Source organism: Pseudomonas sp. NPDC086112 (genome assembly GCF_044746425.1).
Classification (GTDB): domain Bacteria; phylum Pseudomonadota; class Gammaproteobacteria; order Pseudomonadales; family Pseudomonadaceae; genus Aquipseudomonas.
Genome location: NZ_JBIVCD010000047.1, coordinates 19,371 through 40,751, shown reverse-complemented (window position 1 = coordinate 40,751; position 21,381 = coordinate 19,371). Strand labels below are relative to the sequence as shown.

The following is a 21,381-nucleotide window of genomic DNA, read 5'->3' as shown; positions in this document are numbered from 1 at the left end:
CATGCCCCACTCGGCGATGAAGCCGTGGCCGCCGTAGATTTGTACGCCGTGGTTAGCGGATTCGAAACCGACTTCAGTCATGAAGGCTTTGGCGATCGGCGTCATGAAGGCCAGCAGTGCGTCGGCTTTCTTCTTCTCTTCTTCGTCTACGCCGTACTTGACGATGTCGACTTGCTTGGCAGTGAAGTAAACCATCGCACGGTTGCCTTCGGCGAACGCCTTCATGGTCAACAGCATGCGACGTACGTCAGGGTGAACGATGATCGGGTCAGCGGCTTTGTCCGGCGCTTTCGGGCCAGTCAGGGAGCGCATTTGCAGACGATCGCGAGCGTATTTCAGGCCGCCCTGGAAACCGATTTCGGCGTGAGCCAGACCTTGCAGCGCGGTACCCAGACGTGCGGTGTTCATAAAGGTGAACATGCAGTTCAGGCCTTTGTTCGCCGGGCCGATCAGGTAACCGGTGGCCGCGTCGAAGTTCATCACGCAGGTGGCGTTACCGTGGATGCCCATCTTGTGTTCCAGGGAACCGCAGGTCACAGCGTTGCGTGCGCCAATCGAGCCGTCTGCGTTCGGCAGGAACTTCGGAACGATGAACAGGGAAATGCCTTTGGTGCCGGCCGGTGCATCCGGCAGACGTGCCAGAACGATGTGGACGATGTTGTCGGCCATGTCGTGTTCGCCGGCCGAGATGAAGATCTTGGTGCCGGAGACTTTGTAGGAACCGTCAGCCTGAGGCTCGGCCTTGGTGCGCAGCATGCCCAGGTCAGTGCCGCAGTGCGGTTCGGTCAGGCACATGGTGCCGGTCCATTCGCCGGAAACCAGTTTGGTCAGGTAAGCCTCTTGTTGCTCAGGCGTACCGTGTTCGGAAATGGTGTTCATCGCGCCATGGGACAGGCCTGGGTACATACCCCACGACCAGTTGGCTTCGCCAACCATTTCGCTGACGGCCAGACCCAGAGACTCTGGCAGGCCTTGGCCGCCGTGCTCTACGTCGTGAGCCAGGCTTGGCCAGCCACCTTCGACGAATTGTTTGTAGGCTTCCTTGAAACCGGTCGGGGTTTTAACGCCGGACTCGCTCCAGGTGCAGCCTTCGGTGTCACCCACGCGGTTCAGCGGAGCCAGCACCTGCTCACAAAACTTGGCGCCTTCTTCGAGAATGGCGTCAACCATGTCTGGAGTTGCGTCTGCACAAGCCGGAAGGCTCTGATAGTGCGCTTCGTAGCCGAGCAGTTCGTCACGAACGAAGCGAATATCACGCAAGGGGGCCTTGTAGTCAGGCATAGCGATAAACCTCTGCTGATGTAACCGGGAATGAACGACCGCGTTGATTTGTTGTGGCGGTCAAACAGTTGTTTGAAACATACGTTTACGCCCAATTCTTGTCAAGCGCCGATCTTTTGCCGTTCGTCATCGCGTCACGAAAACCTCGGACACGCCGCTGCCCACCGCCGTTGACTGAGCAACACGCCATGTAGGAGAGATTAGTTGAGGCAGAAGGACTTACGCAGAAAAACGCCGCGAACAGGCGCGGCGTTGGAGTAGCGGATTCAGCGAGGGTTCAGGCAAATGTATCGATCAGCGTACCGAGCATTTCATCGGATGCCTTGGCGACTTTGACGCCCAGTTCCACCTGGAACTTGCCTTGGGACATCTCGACCATATTGCTGGCCAAGTCCGATTGCTGGCTGCGGTCTACCGAACGCAGGCGATCAACCTGAACCTCGGAGGATTGACTGGTGACCGAACGTTCGATGGTGTTGTTGGCGATCTGACCCGAAGCCTGATCGACACGGTTCTGCCCTGTCTGAATAGTGCTCAGACCGGCATAAAAAGCGGTATTTCCTGAGATTTCCATGGGGGAACTCGTCCGACAAAGGATCAACAGCGGCCATTGAACCAGACACGCCGACAAAAGGCCCGACAAAAACACTAATGGCACAGTGCCTTGTCATAGCTAAAACTCAAGCCAACAAATTCAGTCCAGCAGATCCAGCTGCAAATGCGCGGCCACCGCGTCGGCTGTCACCGATTTGAGTTTTGGCACTCGTCCCAGGCATGGCGCGGGGATGCGCTCGGCCAATGTCGCGAGGTTCTCTTCAAGGCGCGACGTCTTAGGATCGATGATGTTGGCCACCCACCCTGCCAACTGCAAACCATCCCGTGCGATCGCCTCAGCTGTCAGCAGCGCATGATTGATGCAACCCAGCCGTACACCGACCACCAGGATCACCGGCAGCCCCAGCGCCATCGCCAGGTCCGACAGATTGTCCTGATCCGCCAACGGCACTCGCCAGCCGCCAGCACCTTCGATCAACGTGAAGTCCGCCTGCATATCGAGAATCTGCCGCATCGGTGTCAACAGTGATTGCACGGTCAATGCCACGCCAGCCTCTCGCGCCGCCAGATGCGGTGCAATCGCCGGTTCGAACGCGACCGGATTGACCTGTTCGTAGGTCAACGGTATCGAGCACTCGGCCAACAGGGCCTGCGCATCGGCGTTGCGCAACCCCTTGGGCGTCAGCTCGCAACCGGAGGCCACCGGTTTGCCCGCTGCCGTGCTCAAGCCCGCCAACCGCGCGGCATGCAGCAAGCCTGCGGCGACGGTGGTCTTGCCGACATCGGTGTCAGTACCGGTGATGAAATAGGCTGCACTCATAAGGGTTTCTCCAACACGGCGTAAACCACTTGATAAGTCGCCGGCAGTCCCTGTGCCTGACGATACTGCTCGTAAGCCTCGATCAGGCCGAGGATCCGCGCCCTGCCGGTCAAACCGCCTGGCCGACCGGGGTTCAGGTTATGCGCCCCAAGTGCCTTGAGCTCATGGGTCAGGCTGCGGACATCGGGGTAATGCAACACATGCGGCTGCGTTTCGAGGCTGACGACCTTCAAGCCGCTGCCCGCGCAAAGCTGTTGATAAACACCGAACTCGCGGAAGCGGTTGACGTGCACCATGCCATCCACCTGACGCCAGCTGTCGCGCAATTCGTACAGCGTGCCTACACACAGACTAGCAAACGCAAAAACACCGCCCGGTTTCAGTACCCGATACGCCTCATTGAGCACCGAGGCGAAATCCGCGCACCATTGCACCGCCAGGCTGGAGAAGACCAGATCGCAGGTCGAGTCCTGCAACGGCAAGCGCTCGGCATCGCCCGCGATGAAATGGGTCGCGCCGCCCAAGGGACGAGCGTGATTGAGCATGCCTTCAGCGATGTCCAGCGCCACTCCGGCGCTCGCAGGAAACTTCTGCGCCAAGGCTCGGCTGAAATACCCTGTGCCGCAGCCCATATCCAGCCAACGAGCAGGGACAAGATCTCCCGTTAACCGACGCAACAACTCGCTGCCCACGTCACGCTGCAGTTCGGCCACGCTGTCGTAGCTCTCCGCCGCACGGGAAAAGGACGCCGCCACCTGGCGTTTGTCGGGCAAGCCGCCGGGCAGGTTGGGAAGGGATAAATCAGTCATCACCGAACTCATGCAAAAAGGCCTGAATCGCCCCCGCCACACCGTGAGGGTCTTCCAGAAGAAACGCGTGACTGGCCTGTTCAATCAGACCGATTTCGACATCCGGCAGCAGCGTCAACAAGTCCCCCGCCGCTTCGGCCGGGACCAGCCCGTCGAGGCCGGCGAACAAGTGCAACTGCGGGCCGCGAAACGCTTGCAACGCTTGCCGGGTATCCAGCTGGGCAAGCAACTCCAGGCCGCTCATCAGCACCGGCGAAGACGTATGCGGTGCGCCAGCGAGCAACAGCCGTGACATCCCGCGCGGGTCTTCGGCACCTTGGGCGCACAGCAGCGAAAAACGTTTCAACGTCATGCGCGAGTCAGCCTTGCAGCCGGCCAGAAACGCATCGAAGGTTTCGCCGGGCATCGCGCTCGACCATCGTTCATGGGCGACAAAAGAAGGGTTGCTCGCCAGGGTCACCAAGCCGCAGCAGCGGTCACCGCGTCGTGCCGCCAACTCGGACGCCAGCATGCCACCCAATGACCAGCCACCGAGCCAGGCATCCTGCGGCAACGTCGAGTCCAACTCATCGAGCCATTCTTCAAGGTCGCTCGATTCCAGCTCCGGCAACGGCTCGATCTCGACGCGCAGGTGCTCATCCAACCCTTGCAAGGCCGCTGCCAAGGGTTCCAGCGGCGAAATCCCGAGACCCCAACCCGGCAGCAGAATCAGACGATCACGCATGGCTTGGCTCCGGTCCCAGTTGTTGAAAACAATCGGCCAGTCCATTTAACAATAGCTGTACCTGCGCCTCGCTGTGAGCGGCGGTCAGGGTTACGCGCAAACGTGCGCTGCCCGCGGGCACAGTCGGTGGACGAATCGCGGTCACCATCAGCCCGCGTTCGCGCAACATCTGCGACAGTCGAACTGCGCGCCCGGCATCGCCAATCATGATCGGCTGGATCGGCGTGAAGCTGTCCATCAACTCCAGGCCAATCTGTTCGGCGCCATGACGGAACTGGCGAATCAGCGCCTGCAGATGCTCACGTCGCCAGTGTTCGCTGCGCAACAGCTCCAGGCTTTTCAGTGTCGCGCAGGCCAGCGCCGGCGGTTGGCTGGTGGTGTAGATATAAGGGCGAGCGAACTGGATCAGGCTTTCGATCAGCTCTTCACTGCCAGCCACAAAAGCACCGGCCGTACCGAAAGCCTTGCCAAGGGTGCCGACCAACACCGGCACGTCTTCCTGACTCAGACCGAAATGCTCGACGATCCCGCCGCCATTGGCACCCAGCGGACCAAAACCGTGAGCGTCATCGACCATCAGCCAGGCGCCTTTGGCCTTGGTTTCCCGCGCCAGCGCCGGCAGGTCGGCGATGTCACCGTCCATGCTGAACACGCCATCAGTGACCACCAGCGTATTGCCGGTGGCCTTCTCTAGGCGCTTGGCCAGACTGGCCGCGTCGTTATGCAGATAGCGATTGAAACGCGCACCGGACAACAACCCTGCATCCAGCAACGACGCATGATTGAGCCGGTCTTCGAGCACCGTATCGCCCTGCCCGACCAACGCGGTGACCGCGCCGAGGTTGGCCATGTAACCGGTGGTGAACAGCAGAGCTCGCGGGCGACCGGTGAACTCGGCGAGGGCTTCTTCCAGTGCGTGATGCGGGCCGCTGTGGCCAATCACCAAATGCGAAGCACCACCGCCCACGCCCCAACGCGACGCGCCGGCGCGCCAGGCTTCGATCACCTGCGGGTGATTGGCCAGGCCCAGGTAATCGTTGTTACAGAACGCCAGCAACGGCTGGCCATCGACCACCACTTCCGGCCCCTGAGGGCTTTCGAGCAGCGGACGCTGGCGATAAAGGTTTTCGGCACGACGGGCAGCAAGGCGTGCGGCGAGATCGAAAGACATGCAGGCCTCACGGGTCAGGAAAACAAACAACTCCTGTAGGAGCGAGGCTTGCCCGCGAAGGGGTCACCACGGTCAGTCAGATAGACCAAAGTGCCTCATTCGCGGGCAAGCCTCGCTCCTACAGGGCGGGGTGAAGTCAGACAGCCGCGTTATAGAACTGCTCGCTGCTCTTCTGCTCCACCAGCGCCTGTTCGATGGCGGCCTGATGCACTTCGTCGGCGTGCTCTTCGCGGGCTTCCGGCAGGATGCCCAGACGCGAGAACAGCTGCATGTCCTTGTCCGCCTGCGGGTTGGCGGTGGTCAGCAGTTTTTCGCCGTAGAAAATCGAGTTGGCGCCGGCAAAGAACGCCAGGGCCTGCATCTGCTCGTTCATCGCTTCACGGCCGGCGGACAGGCGCACGTGGGATTTTGGCATCAGGATGCGAGCGACAGCGAGCATGCGGATGAAGTCGAACGGGTCGACGTCGTCAGCATTTTCCAGCGGCGTACCGGCGACCTTCACCAGCATGTTGATCGGCACCGACTCTGGATGCTCAGGCAGGTTGGCCAGCTGGATCAGCAGATTGGCGCGGTCGTCGAGGGACTCGCCCATACCGAGAATGCCGCCGGAGCAGATCTTCATCCCCGAATCACGCACGTAAGCCAGGGTTTGCAGGCGCTCGCTGTACGTACGGGTGGTGATGATGCTGCCGTAGAACTCCGGCGAGGTGTCGAGGTTGTGGTTGTAGTAGTCCAGGCCGGCTTCGGCCAGGGCGACGGTCTGGTCCTGATCGAGACGACCCAGGGTCATGCAGGTTTCCAGGCCCATGGCTTTCACGCCTTTGACCATCTCCAACACGTACGGCATGTCTTTGGCCGACGGGTGCTTCCACGCCGCGCCCATGCAGAAACGGGTCGAACCGATGGCCTTGGCACGAGCGGCCTCTTCGAGGACCTTCTGCACTTCCATCAGTTTTTCTTTTTCCAGGCCGGTGTTGTAGTGACCGGACTGCGGACAATATTTGCAATCTTCCGGGCAAGCACCGGTCTTGATCGACAGCAGCGTCGAAACCTGGACACGGTTAGCGTCGAAATGCGCGCGGTGCACCGTCTGCGCCTGGAACAGCAGGTCGTTGAATGGCTGAACGAAGAGTGCTTTGACTTCGGCCAAAGACCAGTCATGACGCAGGGTTGCAGTGGTGCTGGCGCTCATGGGCGTTTCCTTGTTTATGCTTGGCAAGCGGCTGGGGAATGGAATACCCACAGACGCGACACGGATGTTCGGCATATTTAAGGAAGAGCGATGCGCTGTCAACCACGATACGTAGGACCGGTTTACAACTGGTTAAACAATAACCAACACTGCTTACTCTGCAGCGAAGCGACAGAAGATATCCGGCCAATCTGTATGGCCTGCGAAACCGACCTGCCCTGGCTGGGCGAGCACTGCCAAACCTGTGCCCTGCCCTTGCCTTCCACGGGCCTGACGTGCGGCCAATGCTTGAAACAACCGCCGGCCTTCGAGCGAGTCGCAGCGCCTTGGACTTACAGCTTTCCGGTCGACAGTTTGATCACCCGCTTCAAGCACAGCGCAAAGTGGCCGTTAGGCCGCCTGCTCGCCGAACTTCTTGCTCAGTTCCTGCAACATCGCTTCGATGAAGACCTGGATCGGCCCGACGCGCTGATACCGGTACCGCTGGCCGCCAAACGCCTGCGCCAGCGGGGTTTCAACCAGGCGGCGATGGTCGCCCGCTGGCTCAGCGTCAGCCTCGATATTCCTTATGATGAAACGCTGCTGCTGAGGATTCAGGACACCAGCGCGCAACAAGAGCTGAATGCCGACGCCCGTAAAAAGAACCTGCGCCACGCCTTTGCCTTGGCGCCCAGCGCCTCGATCAAGGGTCGCCATTTCGCATTGGTCGACGATGTGCTGACTACCGGCGCCACCGCCCAGGCCCTGGCTCGCCTGTTGATGGACGCGGGCGCCGCGCGGGTCGATGTCTACTGCCTGGCCCGTACCCCAAAACCTGGCGACGTGACCTGACTTGACTCCCGCGCGCCAAGCCGCCAACGTCCTCCCCATCGCCACAGCCCAAAGCGTCTCGCCATGTCCTTGCCTACGTTGTTGTCCCAGCACATTGCCCGTCGCCCGCAGCGCATCGCGTTGCTGCAACACATCGCCGAACAAGGCTCGATCACCCGCGCCGCGAAAAGCGCCGGCCTGAGTTACAAGGCGGCGTGGGACGCCATCGACGAGCTGAACAACCTCGCGCAGAAACCGCTGGTGGAGCGTAGCGTCGGCGGCAAGGGCGGTGGCGGCGCCAAACTGTCCAGCGAAGGTGAGCGCGTGTTGCGCCTGTATCAAAAGCTGCAAGCCTTGCAGACTCAGGTGCTGGAAGCCGCCGAAGAAGCCAGTGACCTGGACCTGCTCGGTCGCCTGATGCTCAGAACCAGCGCGCGCAACCAACTGCACGGCAAGGTCGTGGCGATCGATGCACAAGGACGCAACGACCGCATCCGTCTTGAACTGGCCGAAGGTTTGCGGATCGATGCGCAGATCACCCACGACAGCACTCTGCGCCTGGAACTGCAGACCGGCACCGAAGTAGTGGCGCTGATCAAGGCCGGTTGGCTGGAACTGCTGGGCATCGATCAAACCGCAACGCCCGGCAACAATTGCCTGAAGGGCATGATCGAAGAAATCCTCGACGCCGACGACGGCCCCAGCGAAGTGCGCATCGGCCTGCCCAATGGCCAGACACTTTGCGCCCTGGCCGAGCCGCTGCACCTGAAGACCCTCGAACTCACCGCCGGAAAACCGGTACAGGTGCAATTCGCGCCATCCAACATTCTGCTGGGCACACCGCTCTAGATCAGACACCACACAACCCTGTAGCAGCTGCCGAAGGCTGCGTTCGGCTGCGCAGCAGTCGCCATCCGACGTTGGCAATCGCGGTGGCGGGTTTACGACCGCTTCGCGATCGAACGCAGCCTTCGGCAGCTGCTACAAAAAATCAATGCAGCGGCTGCAACAAAAGCTTCATCGACCACCATTAAGGTGGCTGCAAAAACCCGCAGGGAGCCTGATGTGAGCTTATTAGAAGACAACCAACCCACCGACCTCGAAAAAATGGTCGGCCTCAGCCGTCGTGGCTTCATCAGCGCGGGTGCCCTCTGTGGTGCGGCGATGTTTCTCGGTGGCAACCTGCTGAGTCGCAGCGTGCTGGCCGCCAGCGTCAGCGCCGGTTCCAGCAAACTGTTGGGTTTCGACAGCATCGCCGCCGCCACGACCGATACCATCACCCTGCCGCCGGGCTACAAATCTTCGGTGTTGATCAGCTGGGGCCAGCCACTGCAAAAAAATGGCCCGGCGTTCGACCCGAGCGGCAACGGCACGGCCCAGGCGCAGGAAGTCCAGTTCGGCGACAACAACGACGGCATGAGCCTGTTCGAATTCCCCGGTGAAAAAGACCGGGCGCTGATGGCGATCAACAACGAATACACCAACTACCGCTACCTCTACCCCCACGGTGGTATGCCGCAATCGGCGGAAGATGTGCGCAAGGCCCTGGCCTGCGAAGGTGTGTCGGTCATCGAAGTGCAGCGCAAGAACGGCCAGTGGCAGTTCATCCAGGGCTCGCGCTACAACCGGCGCATTCACGGCAACGCGCCGATCAGCCTGAGCGGTCCGGCGGCAGGTCACGAGCTGATGAAAACCAGCGCCGACAAACACGGCAAGAACGTCCTCGGCACCTTCCAGAACTGCGCCAACGGCAAGACGCCGTGGGGCACGTATCTGACCTGCGAAGAGAACTTCACCGACTGCTTCGGCAGTAGCAATGCCGAGCAGAAATTCGACGCCGCGCAGAAACGCTACGGCGCGGTGGCGGCCAGTAAAGAAATCAACTGGCATCAACACGATCCGCGCTTCGACCTGGCGAAAAACCCCAACGAACTCAATCGTCATGGCTGGGTGGTGGAAATCGACCCGTTCGATCCTCAGTCGACGCCGGTCAAACGCACCGCGCTGGGCCGCTTCAAACATGAAAACGCCGCACTGGCCGAAACCAATGACGGTCGCGCCGTGGTGTACATGGGCGACGATGAGCGCGGCGAGTTCATCTACAAATTTGTCAGCCGCGACAAGATCAACCATAAAAACCCCAAGGCCAACCGCGACCTGCTGGACCACGGCACTTTGTACGTGGCGCGCTTCGATGCGGGCGACGGCAATGCCGATCACCCGAAAGGCCAGGGCGAGTGGATCGAACTGACCCATGGCAAGAACGGCATTGATGCCAGCAGCGGATTTGCTGATCAGGCCGAAGTGCTGATTCACGCCCGCCTCGCGGCCAGCGTGGTGAAAGCTACGCGCATGGACCGCCCGGAATGGATCGTCGTCAGCCCCAAGGATGGCCAGGTCTATTGCACGCTGACCAACAACGCCAAGCGTGGCGAGGACGGGCAACCGGTGGGCGGGCCGAACCCGCGCGAAAAGAACGTCTACGGGCAGATTTTGCGCTGGCGCACTGACCGTGACGATCACGGCTCGAAAAGCTTTGCCTGGGATCTGTTTGTGGTCGCCGGCAACCCGGGCGTCCACGCCGGCACGCCGAAGGGCGGTTCATCGAACATCACACCGCAGAACATGTTCAACAGCCCGGACGGGCTGGGTTTCGACAAGGCCGGTCGCCTGTGGATCCTCACGGATGGCGACTCGAGCAACGCAGGCGATTTCGCGGGCATGGGCAATAACCAGATGCTCTGTGCCGACCCGGTGACCGGCGAGATCCGCCGCTTCATGGTCGGGCCGGTGGGCTGCGAGGTGACGGGGATCAGCTTCTCGCCGGATCAGAAAACCTTGTTTGTCGGGATCCAGCATCCGGGGGAAAACGGTGGGTCGACGTTCCCCGAGCATCTGCCCAACGGCAAGCCGCGGTCTTCGGTGATGGCGATTTCCCGCGAGGATGGCGGAGTCGTCGGCGCCTGATCGGGCCTCTTCGCGGGCAAGCCTCGCTCCTACAGGTACAGCGTGATCCCTTGTAGGAGCGAGGCTTGCCCGCGAAGGCGTCATCCCAAACACCACTGATCTCAAGCCCACCCCCTAAAGAAGCCCCGTCTGCGCTACCATGTTTGGCCCGACGCGGCAGCCTGCTGCGCGCAGGAGTCAGCATGACCCACCCGTTTGCAACGCTCACCCCAGACCTCGTGCTCGATGCCGTCGAAAGCATCGGCTTTCTCAGCGACGCCCGCATTCTGGCGCTCAACAGCTACGAGAACCGTGTCTATCAGGTCGGCATCGAAGACTCCGAACCGCTGATCGCCAAGTTCTACCGCCCGCAGCGCTGGACCAATGAAGCGATTCTCGAAGAGCACCAATTCACCTTTGAACTCGCCGAATGCGACGTACCGGTGGTCGCGCCGATGATTCACAACGGTGCCAGCCTGCACGAACACAACGGTTTCCGCTTCACCCTGTTCCCCCGCCGTGGCGGCCGTGCGCCGGAACCGGGCAATCTCGATCAGCTGTATCGCCTGGGGCAACTGCTCGGTCGCCTGCACGCGGTCGGCTCCACCAAACCGTTCGAACACCGTGAAGCGCTGGGAGTAAAGAACTTCGGTCAGGACTCGCTGACGACATTGCTCGAAGGCAATTTCGTACCCAAAAGCTTGCTGCCGGCCTACGAGTCCGTGGCCCGCGACCTGCTCAAGCGGGTCGAAGAGGTCTACAAGGCCACGCCACACCAGAACATCCGCATGCACGGCGATTGCCACCCCGGCAACATGATGTGCCGCGACGAGATGTTCCACATCGTCGACCTCGACGACTGCCGCATGGGCCCGGCGGTGCAGGATATCTGGATGATGTTGGCGGGTGATCGTCAGGAATGTCTGGGGCAGTTGTCGGAATTGATGGACGGCTACAACGAATTCCACGACTTCGACCCGCGGGAACTGGCACTGATCGAACCGCTACGCGCCTTGCGCCTGATGCACTACAGCGCCTGGCTCGCCCGTCGCTGGGACGACCCGGCCTTCCCTCGCAGCTTTCCGTGGTTTGGTACCGAGCGCTATTGGGGCGATCAAGTGCTGGCGCTGCGTGAGCAATTGGCTGCGCTCAATGAAGAGCCACTAAAACTCTTCTAAACACACCAGCCCCTGTAGGAGCGAGGCTTGCCCGCGAAGAACGATAACGCGGTTTGTCTGACGAACCGCATCATCGTTCTTCGCGGGCAAGCCTCGCTCCTACAAAAAACATGACACATCTATACAATCCCCTCTTTGTTAGCTGCCTAAGCAAGGATTCTCATGCAAGCCGCCAACCCGCGTCGCGGGTACATCCTGGGCCTGAGTGCCTACATCATCTGGGGCCTGTTCCCGCTCTACTTCAAAGCCATCGCCAACGTGCCCGCCGTGGAGATCATCATCCATCGAGTGCTTTGGTCCGCGCTGTTTGGTGCTTTGCTGCTGCTCGTCTGGAAGCATCCCGGCTGGTGGCGCGAACTGCGGGAGAACCCCCGACGGCTGGCAATCCTGGCCCTGAGCGGCACGTTGATCGCCGCCAACTGGCTGACCTACGTCTGGTCGGTGAACAACGGACGCATGCTCGAAGCCAGCCTCGGTTACTACATAAACCCACTGGTAAACGTGCTGTTGGGAATGCTGATCCTCGGCGAACGGCTGCGGCGCATGCAATGGCTGGCGGTTGGCCTGGCGGCGGTCGGTGTTGCGCAGCAAGTGTGGCAAGTCGGCAGCCTGCCGTGGGTGTCGCTGGTGCTGGCATTGACCTTTGGCTTCTACGGACTGATCCGCAAGCAGGCCCCGGTCAAGGCGCTGCCCGGGCTGGTGGTGGAAACCTGGATGCTGGTGCCGATTGCTGTCGCCTGGCTGCTGTTCAATCCGACGGCGAGCAGCGCGCAAGCCGAATTCTGGACCACCTCTGAAGCCTGGTGGCTGGTGGCTGCAGGTCCGGTGACGCTGGTGCCGCTGGTGTGTTTCAACGCCGCCGCCCGGCATTTGCCCTACACCACCCTCGGATTTCTCCAGTACCTGGCGCCGACGCTGGTGTTGTTGCAAGCCGTTCTGCTGTTTGGCGAACACTTGTCGTCCAGCACGCTGGTGGCGTTCATCTTTATTTGGGCCGGTCTGGCGGTTTACAGCGTCGATGCGTGGATAAGTCTGCGCCGCCGCAGCTGATCAGAAAACGTACAAATCTCTACAGGCCACGTATCCCGTGGCCTGCATCCATCCTTCCCAAGGTTATCCACAGTGTGATCCCCGGCGTTTGTGCGCAAGTCACTGAAACTGCTGGTTTTTTGATCAGATCCTGAAGAGCACCGGCCGACGTGGCCTGGCGAGGTGTCTCTACAGGTTATCCACAGGCAGGTGCACGTATAACTTGGATAACCTTTTCAGGGTTCGCTGCGCAGCACCAATTCGACCATCAGATCGTCCGCCAGGGTTTCCAGGCGCGATTGCAGCACCTCCAGCGACAAGGTCAGTGGCACCGCAAGAATCGCCTCGGCATGGAACAGCGGCTCGCTACTCATCGGCGCCGGTCGAACGTCGGTCACCAACTGCTCCAGGTTCACGCCCTGCTCACTCAGCAGACGCGTAATGTCTCGCACAATACCCGGACGATCATTGCCCACCAGCTCCATGGCAATCGGCTTCCAGGTGCAGGATTGTTCGATGCCGCTTTCGGCGATCAGCACGCGGATCCCTTGATCCGCCAATCTCTGTAGGGCGTCTACCAGTTCATCGTAAGCCTCGGCCGGTACACCCACCCGAAGGATCCCGGCGAACTGCCCGGCCATCCGCGACATGCGGCTCTCCAGCCAGTTACCGCCGTGCTCGGCAATGCATTGAGCGATGCGCTCGACCTGCCCGGGCTTGTCTGGAGCAATTACAGTGAGTACGAGATGGTCCATGGCGCAGCCCTCTGGTCATGACTTTTGTTATAGAAAAACAAGTATAGGCAAGGGGCTGGTGGGTGCCTGAAGTAGAGTCAATTGTGTGTTGAATCGATCGGCCCCTTCGCGGGCAAGCCTCGCTCCTACAGTATCGAGGTAATCCACAATCATGGGAACGACGCGGACCTGTAGGAGTGAGGCTTGCCCGCGAATAGGGCACCACCAACAATCCTGCCAAACCACAAATCGTGTACAAGTTTTTATATTTAACTGGAACAATCCAATAGTTTTTTGAGAACATCCCGTTTCTCGCCATGACCACAATGCGTCATGGGGTCGCAGAACGACGTAATTAGTCTAATTTTCACAACCGCAATTCATCATGTAGTATGCCGCAGCGCGCACTACATAACGCTGGATCGATGTCTGCCGCAGGTCCGTCGCAACCCCTGAAAGCCCTGTCAGCAAGGCCGTAAAGCCGTTGATCGGATCGAACCCAGCCGCCAGCAATGGCATGTACTGGTAGAAGGGTTTGTGGTTTAAATGGCCAGAGGCTTCATTGTTAAAATTGAAGAGCTGAAAAGCGAAATAGCTGAGCAGAGTGAGGCAAGCAATGACTGAACACGTTCAAGTCGGTGGCCTGCAGGTCGCCAAAGTCCTGTTCGACTTCGTGAACAACGAAGCCATTCCCGGTACCGGCCTCACCGCCGACACGTTCTGGGCCGGTGCCGACAAGGTCATCAATGACCTGGCGCCGAAGAACAAAGCCCTACTCGCCAAACGCGATGATTTCCAGGCACGTATCGATGCCTGGCACCAGGCTCGTGCAGGTGTTGCGCACGATGCGGTGGCCTACAAAGCCTTCCTGCAAGACATCGGTTATCTGCTGCCAGAAGCGGCTGATTTCCAGGCAACGACGCAAAACGTCGATGACGAAATCGCCCGCATGGCCGGTCCACAGCTGGTGGTGCCGGTGATGAACGCGCGCTTCGCGCTCAACGCCTCGAATGCCCGCTGGGGTTCGCTGTATGACGCGCTCTATGGCACCGACGCCATCAGCGAAGCGGACGGCGCGGAAAAAGGCAAAGGCTACAACAAGGTTCGCGGCGACAAGGTCATCGCCTTCGCCCGCGCCTTCCTCGACGAAGCCGCGCCACTGGCTGCCGGCTCCCACGTCGATTCCACAGGCTACAAGATCATTGACGGCAAACTGGTGGTCGCCCTCAAAGGCGGCAGCAACACCGGCCTGCGCGACGATGCGCAACTGATCGGTTTCCACGGCGATACAGCGGCTCCAACTGCGATCCTGTTGAAAAACAACGGCCTGCACTTCGAAATCCAGATCGACGCCAGCACCCCCGTCGGCCAGACCGATGCGGCCGGCGTCAAAGACATCCTGATGGAAGCCGCGCTGACCACCATCATGGACTGCGAAGACTCGGTCGCCGCGGTCGATGCCGATGACAAAGTGGTGATCTACCGCAACTGGCTCGGCTTGATGAAGGGCGATCTGTCGGAAGAAGTCGCCAAGGGTGGACAGACCTTTACCCGTACCATGAACGCCGATCGCACCTACACCGGTGTCGATGGCAAAGAACTGAGCCTGCACGGTCGCTCGCTGTTGTTCGTGCGCAACGTTGGTCACCTGATGACCATCGACGCGATCCTCGATAAAGATGGCAATGAAGTACCGGAAGGTATTCTCGACGGTCTGGTGACTTGCCTCGCGGCGATTCATAGCCTCAACGGCAACAGCTCGCGCAAGAACAGCCGCACCGGCTCGGTCTATATCGTGAAACCGAAGATGCACGGCCCGGAAGAAGCGGCGTTCACCAACGAGCTGTTCGGTCGCATCGAAGACGTGCTGGGCTTGCCGCGCAACACCCTCAAAGTCGGGATCATGGATGAGGAGCGCCGCACCACGGTTAACCTCAAGGCCTGCATCAAGGCTGCCAGCGAACGCGTGGTGTTCATCAACACTGGCTTCCTCGACCGTACGGGCGATGAAATCCACACCTCCATGGAAGCCGGCCCGATGGTGCGCAAGGCCGACATGAAGGCCGAGAAGTGGATCAGCGCCTACGAGAACTGGAACGTCGATATTGGCCTGAGCACCGGCCTGCAAGGTCGCGCCCAGATCGGTAAAGGCATGTGGGCCATGCCGGACCTGATGGCAGCAATGCTCGAACAAAAAATCGCTCACCCGATGGCCGGTGCCAACACCGCCTGGGTTCCATCGCCGACCGCCGCCGCGCTGCACGCGCTGCATTACCACAAGGTCGACGTGTTCGCCCGTCAGGCTGAACTGGCCAAACGTGCTCGCGCTTCCGTGGACGACATCCTGACCATCCCTTTGGCCGTCAACCCAGACTGGACCGCGGAGCAGATCAAGAACGAACTGGACAACAACGCCCAGGGCATTCTCGGTTACGTGGTGCGTTGGATCGACCAGGGTGTGGGTTGCTCGAAAGTGCCGGACATCAATGACGTCGGCCTGATGGAAGACCGTGCGACGCTGCGTATTTCCAGCCAGCACATCGCCAACTGGCTGCGCCACGGCATCGTCACTGAAGATCAGGTGATGGAAAGCCTCAAGCGCATGGCGCCGGTGGTTGACCGTCAGAACGCCAACGACCCGCTGTACCGTCCGCTGGCACCGAACTTCGACAGCAATATCGCCTTCCAGGCGGCGGTCGAATTGGTGGTGGAAGGCACCAAGCAGCCAAACGGCTACACCGAGCCGGTCCTGCACCGTCGTCGTCGCGAATTCAAGGCTGCCAATGGCCTTTGAGTAAACGCTGACGCTGGACATGAAAAAGCCCTGATCGAAAGATCAGGGCTTTTTTTTACGCCGCGGTCCCCTGTGGCGAGGGAGCTTGCTCCCGCTCGACTGCGCAGCAGTCGTAAATCCTGTGTATGCGGTGTACCAGGTACATTGGGATTGCTGGTTTTGGGGCTGCTTCGCAACCCAGCGGGAGCAAGCTCCCTCGCCACAGGCAAGCCCCCTCGCCCACAAAAAAAGCCGCTACACATCCATCCCCAGCTCATGCTTGACCAATTCAAGCAGTTTGCCGCTATCGATGGGCTTGAGCAGAAAGTCCACTACGTGCAAGTGCATGGCTTCGATCGCATCCTTCACGTCGGCGTCGCCAGAGACGATGATGATCGGCAACGCCGCACGCGCCGATTCCCGCACCTGACGGATCAGTTCCAGGCCGTCGACATGTCCCATCCGCAGGTCGGTAATCACCAACCCGATTGATGACTTCGTCTCCAGCAATTTGAGCGCCGTTTCGCCACTGGCCGCCATCATGCAGTGAATGCCGTCCAGCCCCAGAATTTCCGACAGCAATTCCCTGGAGTCCTTATCGTCATCGACGATCAACACCCGCTGCGGCGGCAAGTCTGGTTCCAGCATGACGGCACTGAGCGCTTCGCGCTCGGCATCACTCAAAATATCGTGGTCGGACATGGCTTTCTCAACGTTTTCGATTCGATCCCTGACACAGTGGTCAGACATCGCTCAGCAGACTTCAATGTGCACTTCGTCGGAAACTTTTCCAATAGACAATGTAGGAGGTTTTTCCCACAGTTGTGTCAGACATTTCCCATATTCCGACCGTGGCACTGCGTACCTAGACTTACGTCCAATGGGCACCCTGCCCGTAGGGGCCGACCATGCCTGTAACGATCTGACACAACGATCCGACACAACAATCAGAAAAAGACTGCGGTAATGGTTATGAGTAAAGCGGACGCCTTCACCCAGGCAGGGAAAACCGCGGTGTTGCAGAACATCCAGGGCACTTTGCAATTCCTACAGCGCTTCCCGCCGTTCAATCAGATGGAAAACGCCCACTTGGCCTATCTGGTCGAGCAATGTCAGCTGCGTTTTTATGCCCCCGGCGAAAGCATCATCAAACCTGCCGATGGCCCGGTTGAGCATTTCTACATCGTCAAACAGGGCCGGGTCGTGGGCGAACGCCCGCACACGGCCAAGGGCGGGACGGAAACTACCTTCGAAATCACCACCGGCGAGTGTTTTCCCCTCGCCGCGCTACTGGGGGAACGGGCGACTCGCACCGAACATCTGGCGGCCGAAGATACCTTTTGCCTACAGCTGAATAAGCTGGCGTTCATCAAACTGTTCGCACTTTCCAGCCCGTTTCGCGACTTTGCCCTACGCGGAGTCAGCAGTTTGCTGGATCAGGTCAACCAGCAAGTCCAGCAGAAAGCCGTGGAAACCCTCGGCACCCAGTACTCGCTCAATACCCGACTGGGTGAACTGGCCATGCGTCACCCGGTGACTTGCAGTCCTAGCACTGCGCTGCGTGAAGCCGTAACGCTGATGCACAATCAACAAGTCGGCAGCATTGTGGTGGTTGATGAGCAAAAGGCGCCGCTGGGCATTTTCACCCTGCGCGACTTGCGACATGTGGTGGCCAACGGCACCAGCGACTTCAATGAAGCCATCGAAGGACACATGACCCGGGCGCCGTTTTACCTGACGCCGGACCACAGCGCTTTCGATGCCGCGATTGCCATGACCGAACGGCACATCGCCCACGTCTGCCTGGTCAAGGATCAGCGCCTGTGCGGCGTGGTCTCGGAACGCGACCTGTTTTCCCTGCAGCGGGTCGATCTGGTGCATCTGGCGCGGACTATTCGCAGTGCCCAGAAGCTGGAAAACCTGGTGGCGATGCGCGGCGAGATCGGCCAATTGGTGGAGCGGATGCTGGCCCATGGCGCGTCCTCGACCCAGATCACCCACATCATCACCCTGCTCAACGACCACACCGTGTGCCGGGTAATCGAACTGGTGCTCGCCGAGAAAGGTGACCCCGGCGTGCCGTTCAGTTGGTTATGTTTCGGCAGCGAAGGCCGCCGCGAGCAGACGCTGCACACCGATCAGGACAACGGCATTCTGTTCGAGGCCCGCGACGCGGCCCACGCCGCCGAGATTCGCGGCAAGTTGCTGCCCATCGCCCAGCAGATCAATCAGAACCTGGCGCTGTGCGGCTTCACTCTGTGCAAAGGCAACATCATGGCCGGCAACCCCGAGCTGTGTTTGTCCCGGGCCGAATGGGCGCGACGTTTTGCGGCGTTTATCCGCGAGGCGACGCCGGAAAACCTGCTGGGTTCGAGCATCTATTTCGACCTGCGCGTGGTCTGGGGCGACGAGCGAGGCTGCGAGCAACTGCGCCAAGGCATTCTCGATCAGGTCGGCGACAACCGCTTGTTCCAGCGGATGATGGCCGAAAACGCCCTGCGCAACCGCCCGCCCGTGGGCCGTTTCCGCGAATTCGTGCTGGCGCGCAAGAATGGCGAGAAAGCCACCCTCGACCTGAAGCTCCAGGGCCTGACTCCCTTCGTCGACGGTGCGCGAGTGCTGGCCCTGGCCCACGGCATCGACGCCAACAATACCCTGGAGCGCTTTCGCCAACTGGTAGACAAAGAGGTCATCGAACGGCTGGACGGCGCGGCATATGAAGAGGCGTATCACTTCATCCAGCAAACCCGCATGCAGCAACATCAGCTGCAGACCCGGGAGAATTTTCCCTACTCCAACCGCGTCGATCCCGACAGCCTCAATCATCTGGACCGACGCATCCTGCGTGAATCCCTGCGCCAGGCCCAACGCCTGCAAAGCAGCCTGACCCTGCGGTATCAGTTATGAGCCTGTTTTCATGGCTGCGCCCGGTCAGCCCCATTTTGCCCGGCGAACTGCAACAACGTCTGGAGCGCTTGCCTGCCGTGGCCGAGCTGGGCGATTGCAGCCTGCGCGAACAACGCTGGGTAGTACTCGACCTGGAAACCACCGGGCTGAACCTGAATAAAGATCGGCTGTTGTCCATCGGTGCGGTGGTGATCGAGGACGGGGCGATCGATTTCAGCCAGCAGTTCGAACGCACGCTGCAATGCACCGAACTCAAACTCGGCCCCAGCGTGTTGATTCACGGTCTGGGCCCGAGCGCCATTGCCGCCGGCAGTGACCCCGCGCAAGCCTTGCTCGAATTCATGGAGTTCATCGGCGACAGTCCGGTGCTGGCGTTTCATGCGCCGTTCGACCAGCACATGCTGGGGCGCGCGCTGAAAGAACATCTGGGCTACAAGTTGCAGCATCCGTTTCTGGACGTGGCCGACATCGCGCCGCTGCTTTGTCCACAGGCACACATTCGCGAGGCCGGGCTGGACGAGTGGATCGACTGGTTCAAGCTGGAGGTTTTCGAGCGGCATAACGCCAGTGCCGATGCCTTGGCGACGGCGGAGCTGGTGCTGATTTTATTCAGCCGGGCGCGACAGCAGCAGATTCATAGCCCGTTGAATTTGCAGCAGCGACTGAGTCAGTGGAAGCGGCGGCGACAGGCTCCGTCTTTTTAGGTTTTATGGCGCCTGTTCTGGCGCCTTCGCGGGCAAGCCTCGCTCCTACGGGTTTTGTGTCGTTCACCAATTTCATGAACGACACAAAACCCGTAGGAGCGAGGCTTGCCCGCGAAGAACGATGACACGGTCAACCTGAATACCCCCCGCCAAAACCACCCGACCAGCACCAATTGCTTACCTCCCCCGCCTCTGCCACAATCGCGAACAATTCTCGTTACTTAACACTTCCCCTTCGGTGATGTTGCGTGTCGTCAGTCCAAAGCCCCCAGAGTGAGCTCGTTGGTGCGTTGTATCGCGACCATCGCGGCTGGCTATTAGCCTGGCTACGGCGCAACGTGGCCTGCCCGCAACGGGCCGAAGACCTGAGCCAGGACACTTTCGTGCGCTTGCTGGGCCGTGACGAACTGAAGGCGCCTCGCGAACCTCGGGCATTTCTGGTGGCGATCGCCAAAGGCCTGCTGTTCGACTATTTCCGCCGTGCCGCACTGGAACAGGCCTACCTCACCGAATTGATGCTGATCCCCGAAGGCGAACAACCGTCGATAGAAGAGCAGCAACTGATCCTCGAAGACCTCAAAGCCATCGATCACCTGCTGGGCAAGCTCTCGAGCAAGGCCCGGGCGGCGTTTCTCTATAACCGTCTCGATGGTCTCAGCCACGCAGAAATCGCCGAGCGTCTGGGGGTGTCGGTGCCGCGGGTTCGTCAGTACCTGGCCCAGGGCATTCGCCAGTGCTACATCGCGTTGTACGGTGAGCCGGTATGAGCCCAGTCAGCTCCAAACCCGTCTCGGCGCAGGTGCTGGATGCCGCGATTGCCTGGCAACTGTCGCTGGATTCCGGCAACGCGGTCGAGCGCGAAGCGTTTGCCAAATGGCACGCCGCCCACGAAGAACATGCTCGGGCCTGGCGTCAGTTAGGCATGCTGGACCAGCGTTTCAGCGTCGCCAGCGGCCCGGCCCGCACTGCCCTGCTGCAATCGCGCGAAAGCATCCGGCGACGGGTGCGCAAGCTCGGCAGCGGTCTGGCCAGCGTCGTCGCGGTGATCGGCCTGGTGCTGTTCGCCGGTGATCGTTATCTGCCCATCGACTATTGGCTGGCCGACCAGCGCACCGCCACTGGCGAGCAGCGCACCCTGCGCCTGAGCGACGGCACTCAGATCAACCTCAACACCCACAGCGCAGTGGATGTGCGCTTCGATGAGAAGCAGCGGCTGATCGTCCTTCAGGAAGGGGAAATCCTCGTCGAAACCGGCCATGGCGATGCCCGGCCGTTTATTGTCGAAACTCGCGAAGGCAGCATGCGAGCACTGGGGACACGGTTCCTGGTCAAGCGAGAAGAAGAAGGCACACGCCTGAGCGTGTTGCAATCAGCGGTGGCGGCCCATCCCGAATCGAGTTCCGAGGAACAGATCCTACGCGAAGGCCAGCAAGTGCTGATGCGCAGCAATGGCCTGGACCCGATCATCGCCCTCAACCTCGGCGCCGATGCCTGGACCCGCGGCATACTGGTGGTGGACAACGCGCGGCTGGAGGATCTGGTCCAGGAACTCGCTCGCTATCGTCGCGGGCATCTTGGCGTCACGCCAGAGGTCGCCGACCTGCGCATCACCGGCAGCTTCCCGCTGAACGATACCGACAAGGCGTTGAGTGCGCTTTTACCAACCCTGCCGGTGCAGATCGAACAGCACACGCCGTGGTGGGTGACGGTGGCGAAGGCTGACGCCAAGCCCTGAATTCAGCGCAGAT

At 60.4% G+C, this 21,381-nt stretch carries 19 protein-coding genes; 10 read left to right on the top strand and 9 right to left on the bottom strand.

Annotated elements, in window-relative coordinates; all coding sequences use genetic code 11:
* The 7 genes from ACIPLA_RS24795 to bioB all read right to left on the bottom strand — a co-directional run.
* Positions 1-1,281, bottom strand: a 1,281-nt coding sequence (locus ACIPLA_RS24795; protein WP_401176770.1) for a phenylacyl-CoA dehydrogenase, incomplete at its 3' end; no start/stop codon positions are given.
* Positions 1,282-1,558: 277 nt separating this feature from the next.
* Positions 1,559-1,855 carry a hypothetical protein gene (locus ACIPLA_RS24790; RefSeq protein ID WP_008076394.1) on the bottom strand — a complete coding sequence of 99 codons (297 nt, stop codon included), beginning with the start codon at positions 1,853-1,855 and terminating at the stop codon, positions 1,559-1,561.
* Positions 1,856-1,975: 120 nt separating this feature from the next.
* Complete coding sequence (gene bioD, locus ACIPLA_RS24785) at positions 1,976-2,656, bottom strand: dethiobiotin synthase (RefSeq protein ID WP_192344814.1); 681 nt, start codon at positions 2,654-2,656, stop codon at positions 1,976-1,978.
* Entirely contained in the window at positions 2,653-3,465 is an 813-nt protein-coding gene (bioC, locus tag ACIPLA_RS24780; protein ID WP_218395210.1) for a malonyl-ACP O-methyltransferase BioC, read from the bottom strand. Before bioC ends, bioD begins: the two co-directional genes overlap by 4 nt.
* Positions 3,458-4,189 carry an alpha/beta fold hydrolase gene (locus tag ACIPLA_RS24775; RefSeq protein ID WP_008008203.1) on the bottom strand — a complete coding sequence of 244 codons (732 nt, stop codon included), beginning with the start codon at positions 4,187-4,189 and terminating at the stop codon, positions 3,458-3,460. The genes bioC and ACIPLA_RS24775 overlap by 8 nt, the downstream gene beginning before the upstream one ends.
* Complete coding sequence (bioF, locus tag ACIPLA_RS24770; RefSeq protein WP_218395211.1) at positions 4,182-5,360, bottom strand: 8-amino-7-oxononanoate synthase; 1,179 nt, start codon at positions 5,358-5,360, stop codon at positions 4,182-4,184. The genes ACIPLA_RS24775 and bioF overlap by 8 nt, the downstream gene beginning before the upstream one ends.
* Before the next feature lie 136 nt (positions 5,361-5,496).
* On the bottom strand, positions 5,497-6,552 hold the full coding sequence (gene bioB / locus ACIPLA_RS24765; RefSeq protein WP_008008198.1) for a biotin synthase BioB: 1,056 nt from the start codon (positions 6,550-6,552) through the stop codon (positions 5,497-5,499).
* A gap of 90 nt (positions 6,553-6,642) precedes the next feature.
* On the opposite strand from bioB, the gene ACIPLA_RS24760 reads away from it, so the two are divergent.
* From ACIPLA_RS24760 to rarD, 5 genes are all read left to right on the top strand, one after another.
* Positions 6,643-7,383 carry a ComF family protein gene (locus tag ACIPLA_RS24760; RefSeq protein ID WP_401176763.1) on the top strand — a complete coding sequence of 247 codons (741 nt, stop codon included), beginning with the start codon at positions 6,643-6,645 and terminating at the stop codon, positions 7,381-7,383.
* A 63-nt stretch (positions 7,384-7,446) separates the two neighbouring features.
* Complete coding sequence (locus ACIPLA_RS24755; RefSeq protein ID WP_192344819.1) at positions 7,447-8,211, top strand: TOBE domain-containing protein; 765 nt, start codon at positions 7,447-7,449, stop codon at positions 8,209-8,211.
* Positions 8,212-8,427: 216 nt separating this feature from the next.
* Positions 8,428-10,329 (top strand): PhoX family protein, encoded by a 1,902-nt coding sequence (locus tag ACIPLA_RS24750; protein ID WP_401176760.1) that lies wholly within the window; start codon positions 8,428-8,430, stop codon positions 10,327-10,329.
* Positions 10,330-10,511: 182 nt separating this feature from the next.
* Complete coding sequence (locus ACIPLA_RS24745) at positions 10,512-11,486, top strand: serine/threonine protein kinase (RefSeq protein WP_401176757.1); 975 nt, start codon at positions 10,512-10,514, stop codon at positions 11,484-11,486.
* Between the two features lie 162 nt (positions 11,487-11,648).
* Positions 11,649-12,536 carry an EamA family transporter RarD gene (rarD, locus tag ACIPLA_RS24740; RefSeq protein WP_030129965.1) on the top strand — a complete coding sequence of 296 codons (888 nt, stop codon included), beginning with the start codon at positions 11,649-11,651 and terminating at the stop codon, positions 12,534-12,536.
* A 215-nt stretch (positions 12,537-12,751) separates the two neighbouring features.
* On the opposite strand, the gene ACIPLA_RS24735 is transcribed toward rarD, so the two are convergent.
* Positions 12,752-13,270: a glycine cleavage system protein R gene (locus ACIPLA_RS24735; RefSeq protein ID WP_218395214.1), complete on the bottom strand. Its 519-nt coding sequence runs from the start codon at positions 13,268-13,270 to the stop codon at positions 12,752-12,754.
* A 595-nt stretch (positions 13,271-13,865) separates the two neighbouring features.
* Here ACIPLA_RS24735 and ACIPLA_RS24730 point away from each other — a divergent pair.
* The gene (locus tag ACIPLA_RS24730; protein ID WP_401176752.1) at positions 13,866-16,043 is read left to right on the top strand and encodes a malate synthase G; all 2,178 of its coding nucleotides are present in this window, start codon (positions 13,866-13,868) and stop codon (positions 16,041-16,043) included.
* A gap of 234 nt (positions 16,044-16,277) precedes the next feature.
* On the opposite strand, the gene ACIPLA_RS24725 is transcribed toward ACIPLA_RS24730, so the two are convergent.
* Positions 16,278-16,724 carry a response regulator gene (locus tag ACIPLA_RS24725; protein WP_007904163.1) on the bottom strand — a complete coding sequence of 149 codons (447 nt, stop codon included), beginning with the start codon at positions 16,722-16,724 and terminating at the stop codon, positions 16,278-16,280.
* Between the two features lie 264 nt (positions 16,725-16,988).
* Here ACIPLA_RS24725 and ACIPLA_RS24720 point away from each other — a divergent pair, with 264 nt between their 5' ends.
* The 4 genes from ACIPLA_RS24720 (at position 16,989) to ACIPLA_RS24705 (ending at position 21,368) form a co-directional block, all read left to right on the top strand.
* The gene (locus ACIPLA_RS24720) at positions 16,989-18,929 is read left to right on the top strand and encodes a putative nucleotidyltransferase substrate binding domain-containing protein (RefSeq protein ID WP_123497319.1); all 1,941 of its coding nucleotides are present in this window, start codon (positions 16,989-16,991) and stop codon (positions 18,927-18,929) included.
* Positions 18,926-19,633 (top strand): PolC-type DNA polymerase III, encoded by a 708-nt coding sequence (locus ACIPLA_RS24715; RefSeq protein WP_401176748.1) that lies wholly within the window; start codon positions 18,926-18,928, stop codon positions 19,631-19,633. The genes ACIPLA_RS24720 and ACIPLA_RS24715 overlap by 4 nt, the downstream gene beginning before the upstream one ends.
* 248 nt (positions 19,634-19,881) lie before the next feature.
* Positions 19,882-20,400 carry an RNA polymerase sigma factor gene (locus ACIPLA_RS24710; protein WP_218395217.1) on the top strand — a complete coding sequence of 173 codons (519 nt, stop codon included), beginning with the start codon at positions 19,882-19,884 and terminating at the stop codon, positions 20,398-20,400.
* Positions 20,397-21,368, top strand: coding sequence for a FecR domain-containing protein (locus ACIPLA_RS24705; protein WP_401176745.1), 972 nt, complete (start codon positions 20,397-20,399; stop codon positions 21,366-21,368). The genes ACIPLA_RS24710 and ACIPLA_RS24705 overlap by 4 nt, the downstream gene beginning before the upstream one ends.
* Positions 21,369-21,381: the final 13 nt, after the last annotated feature.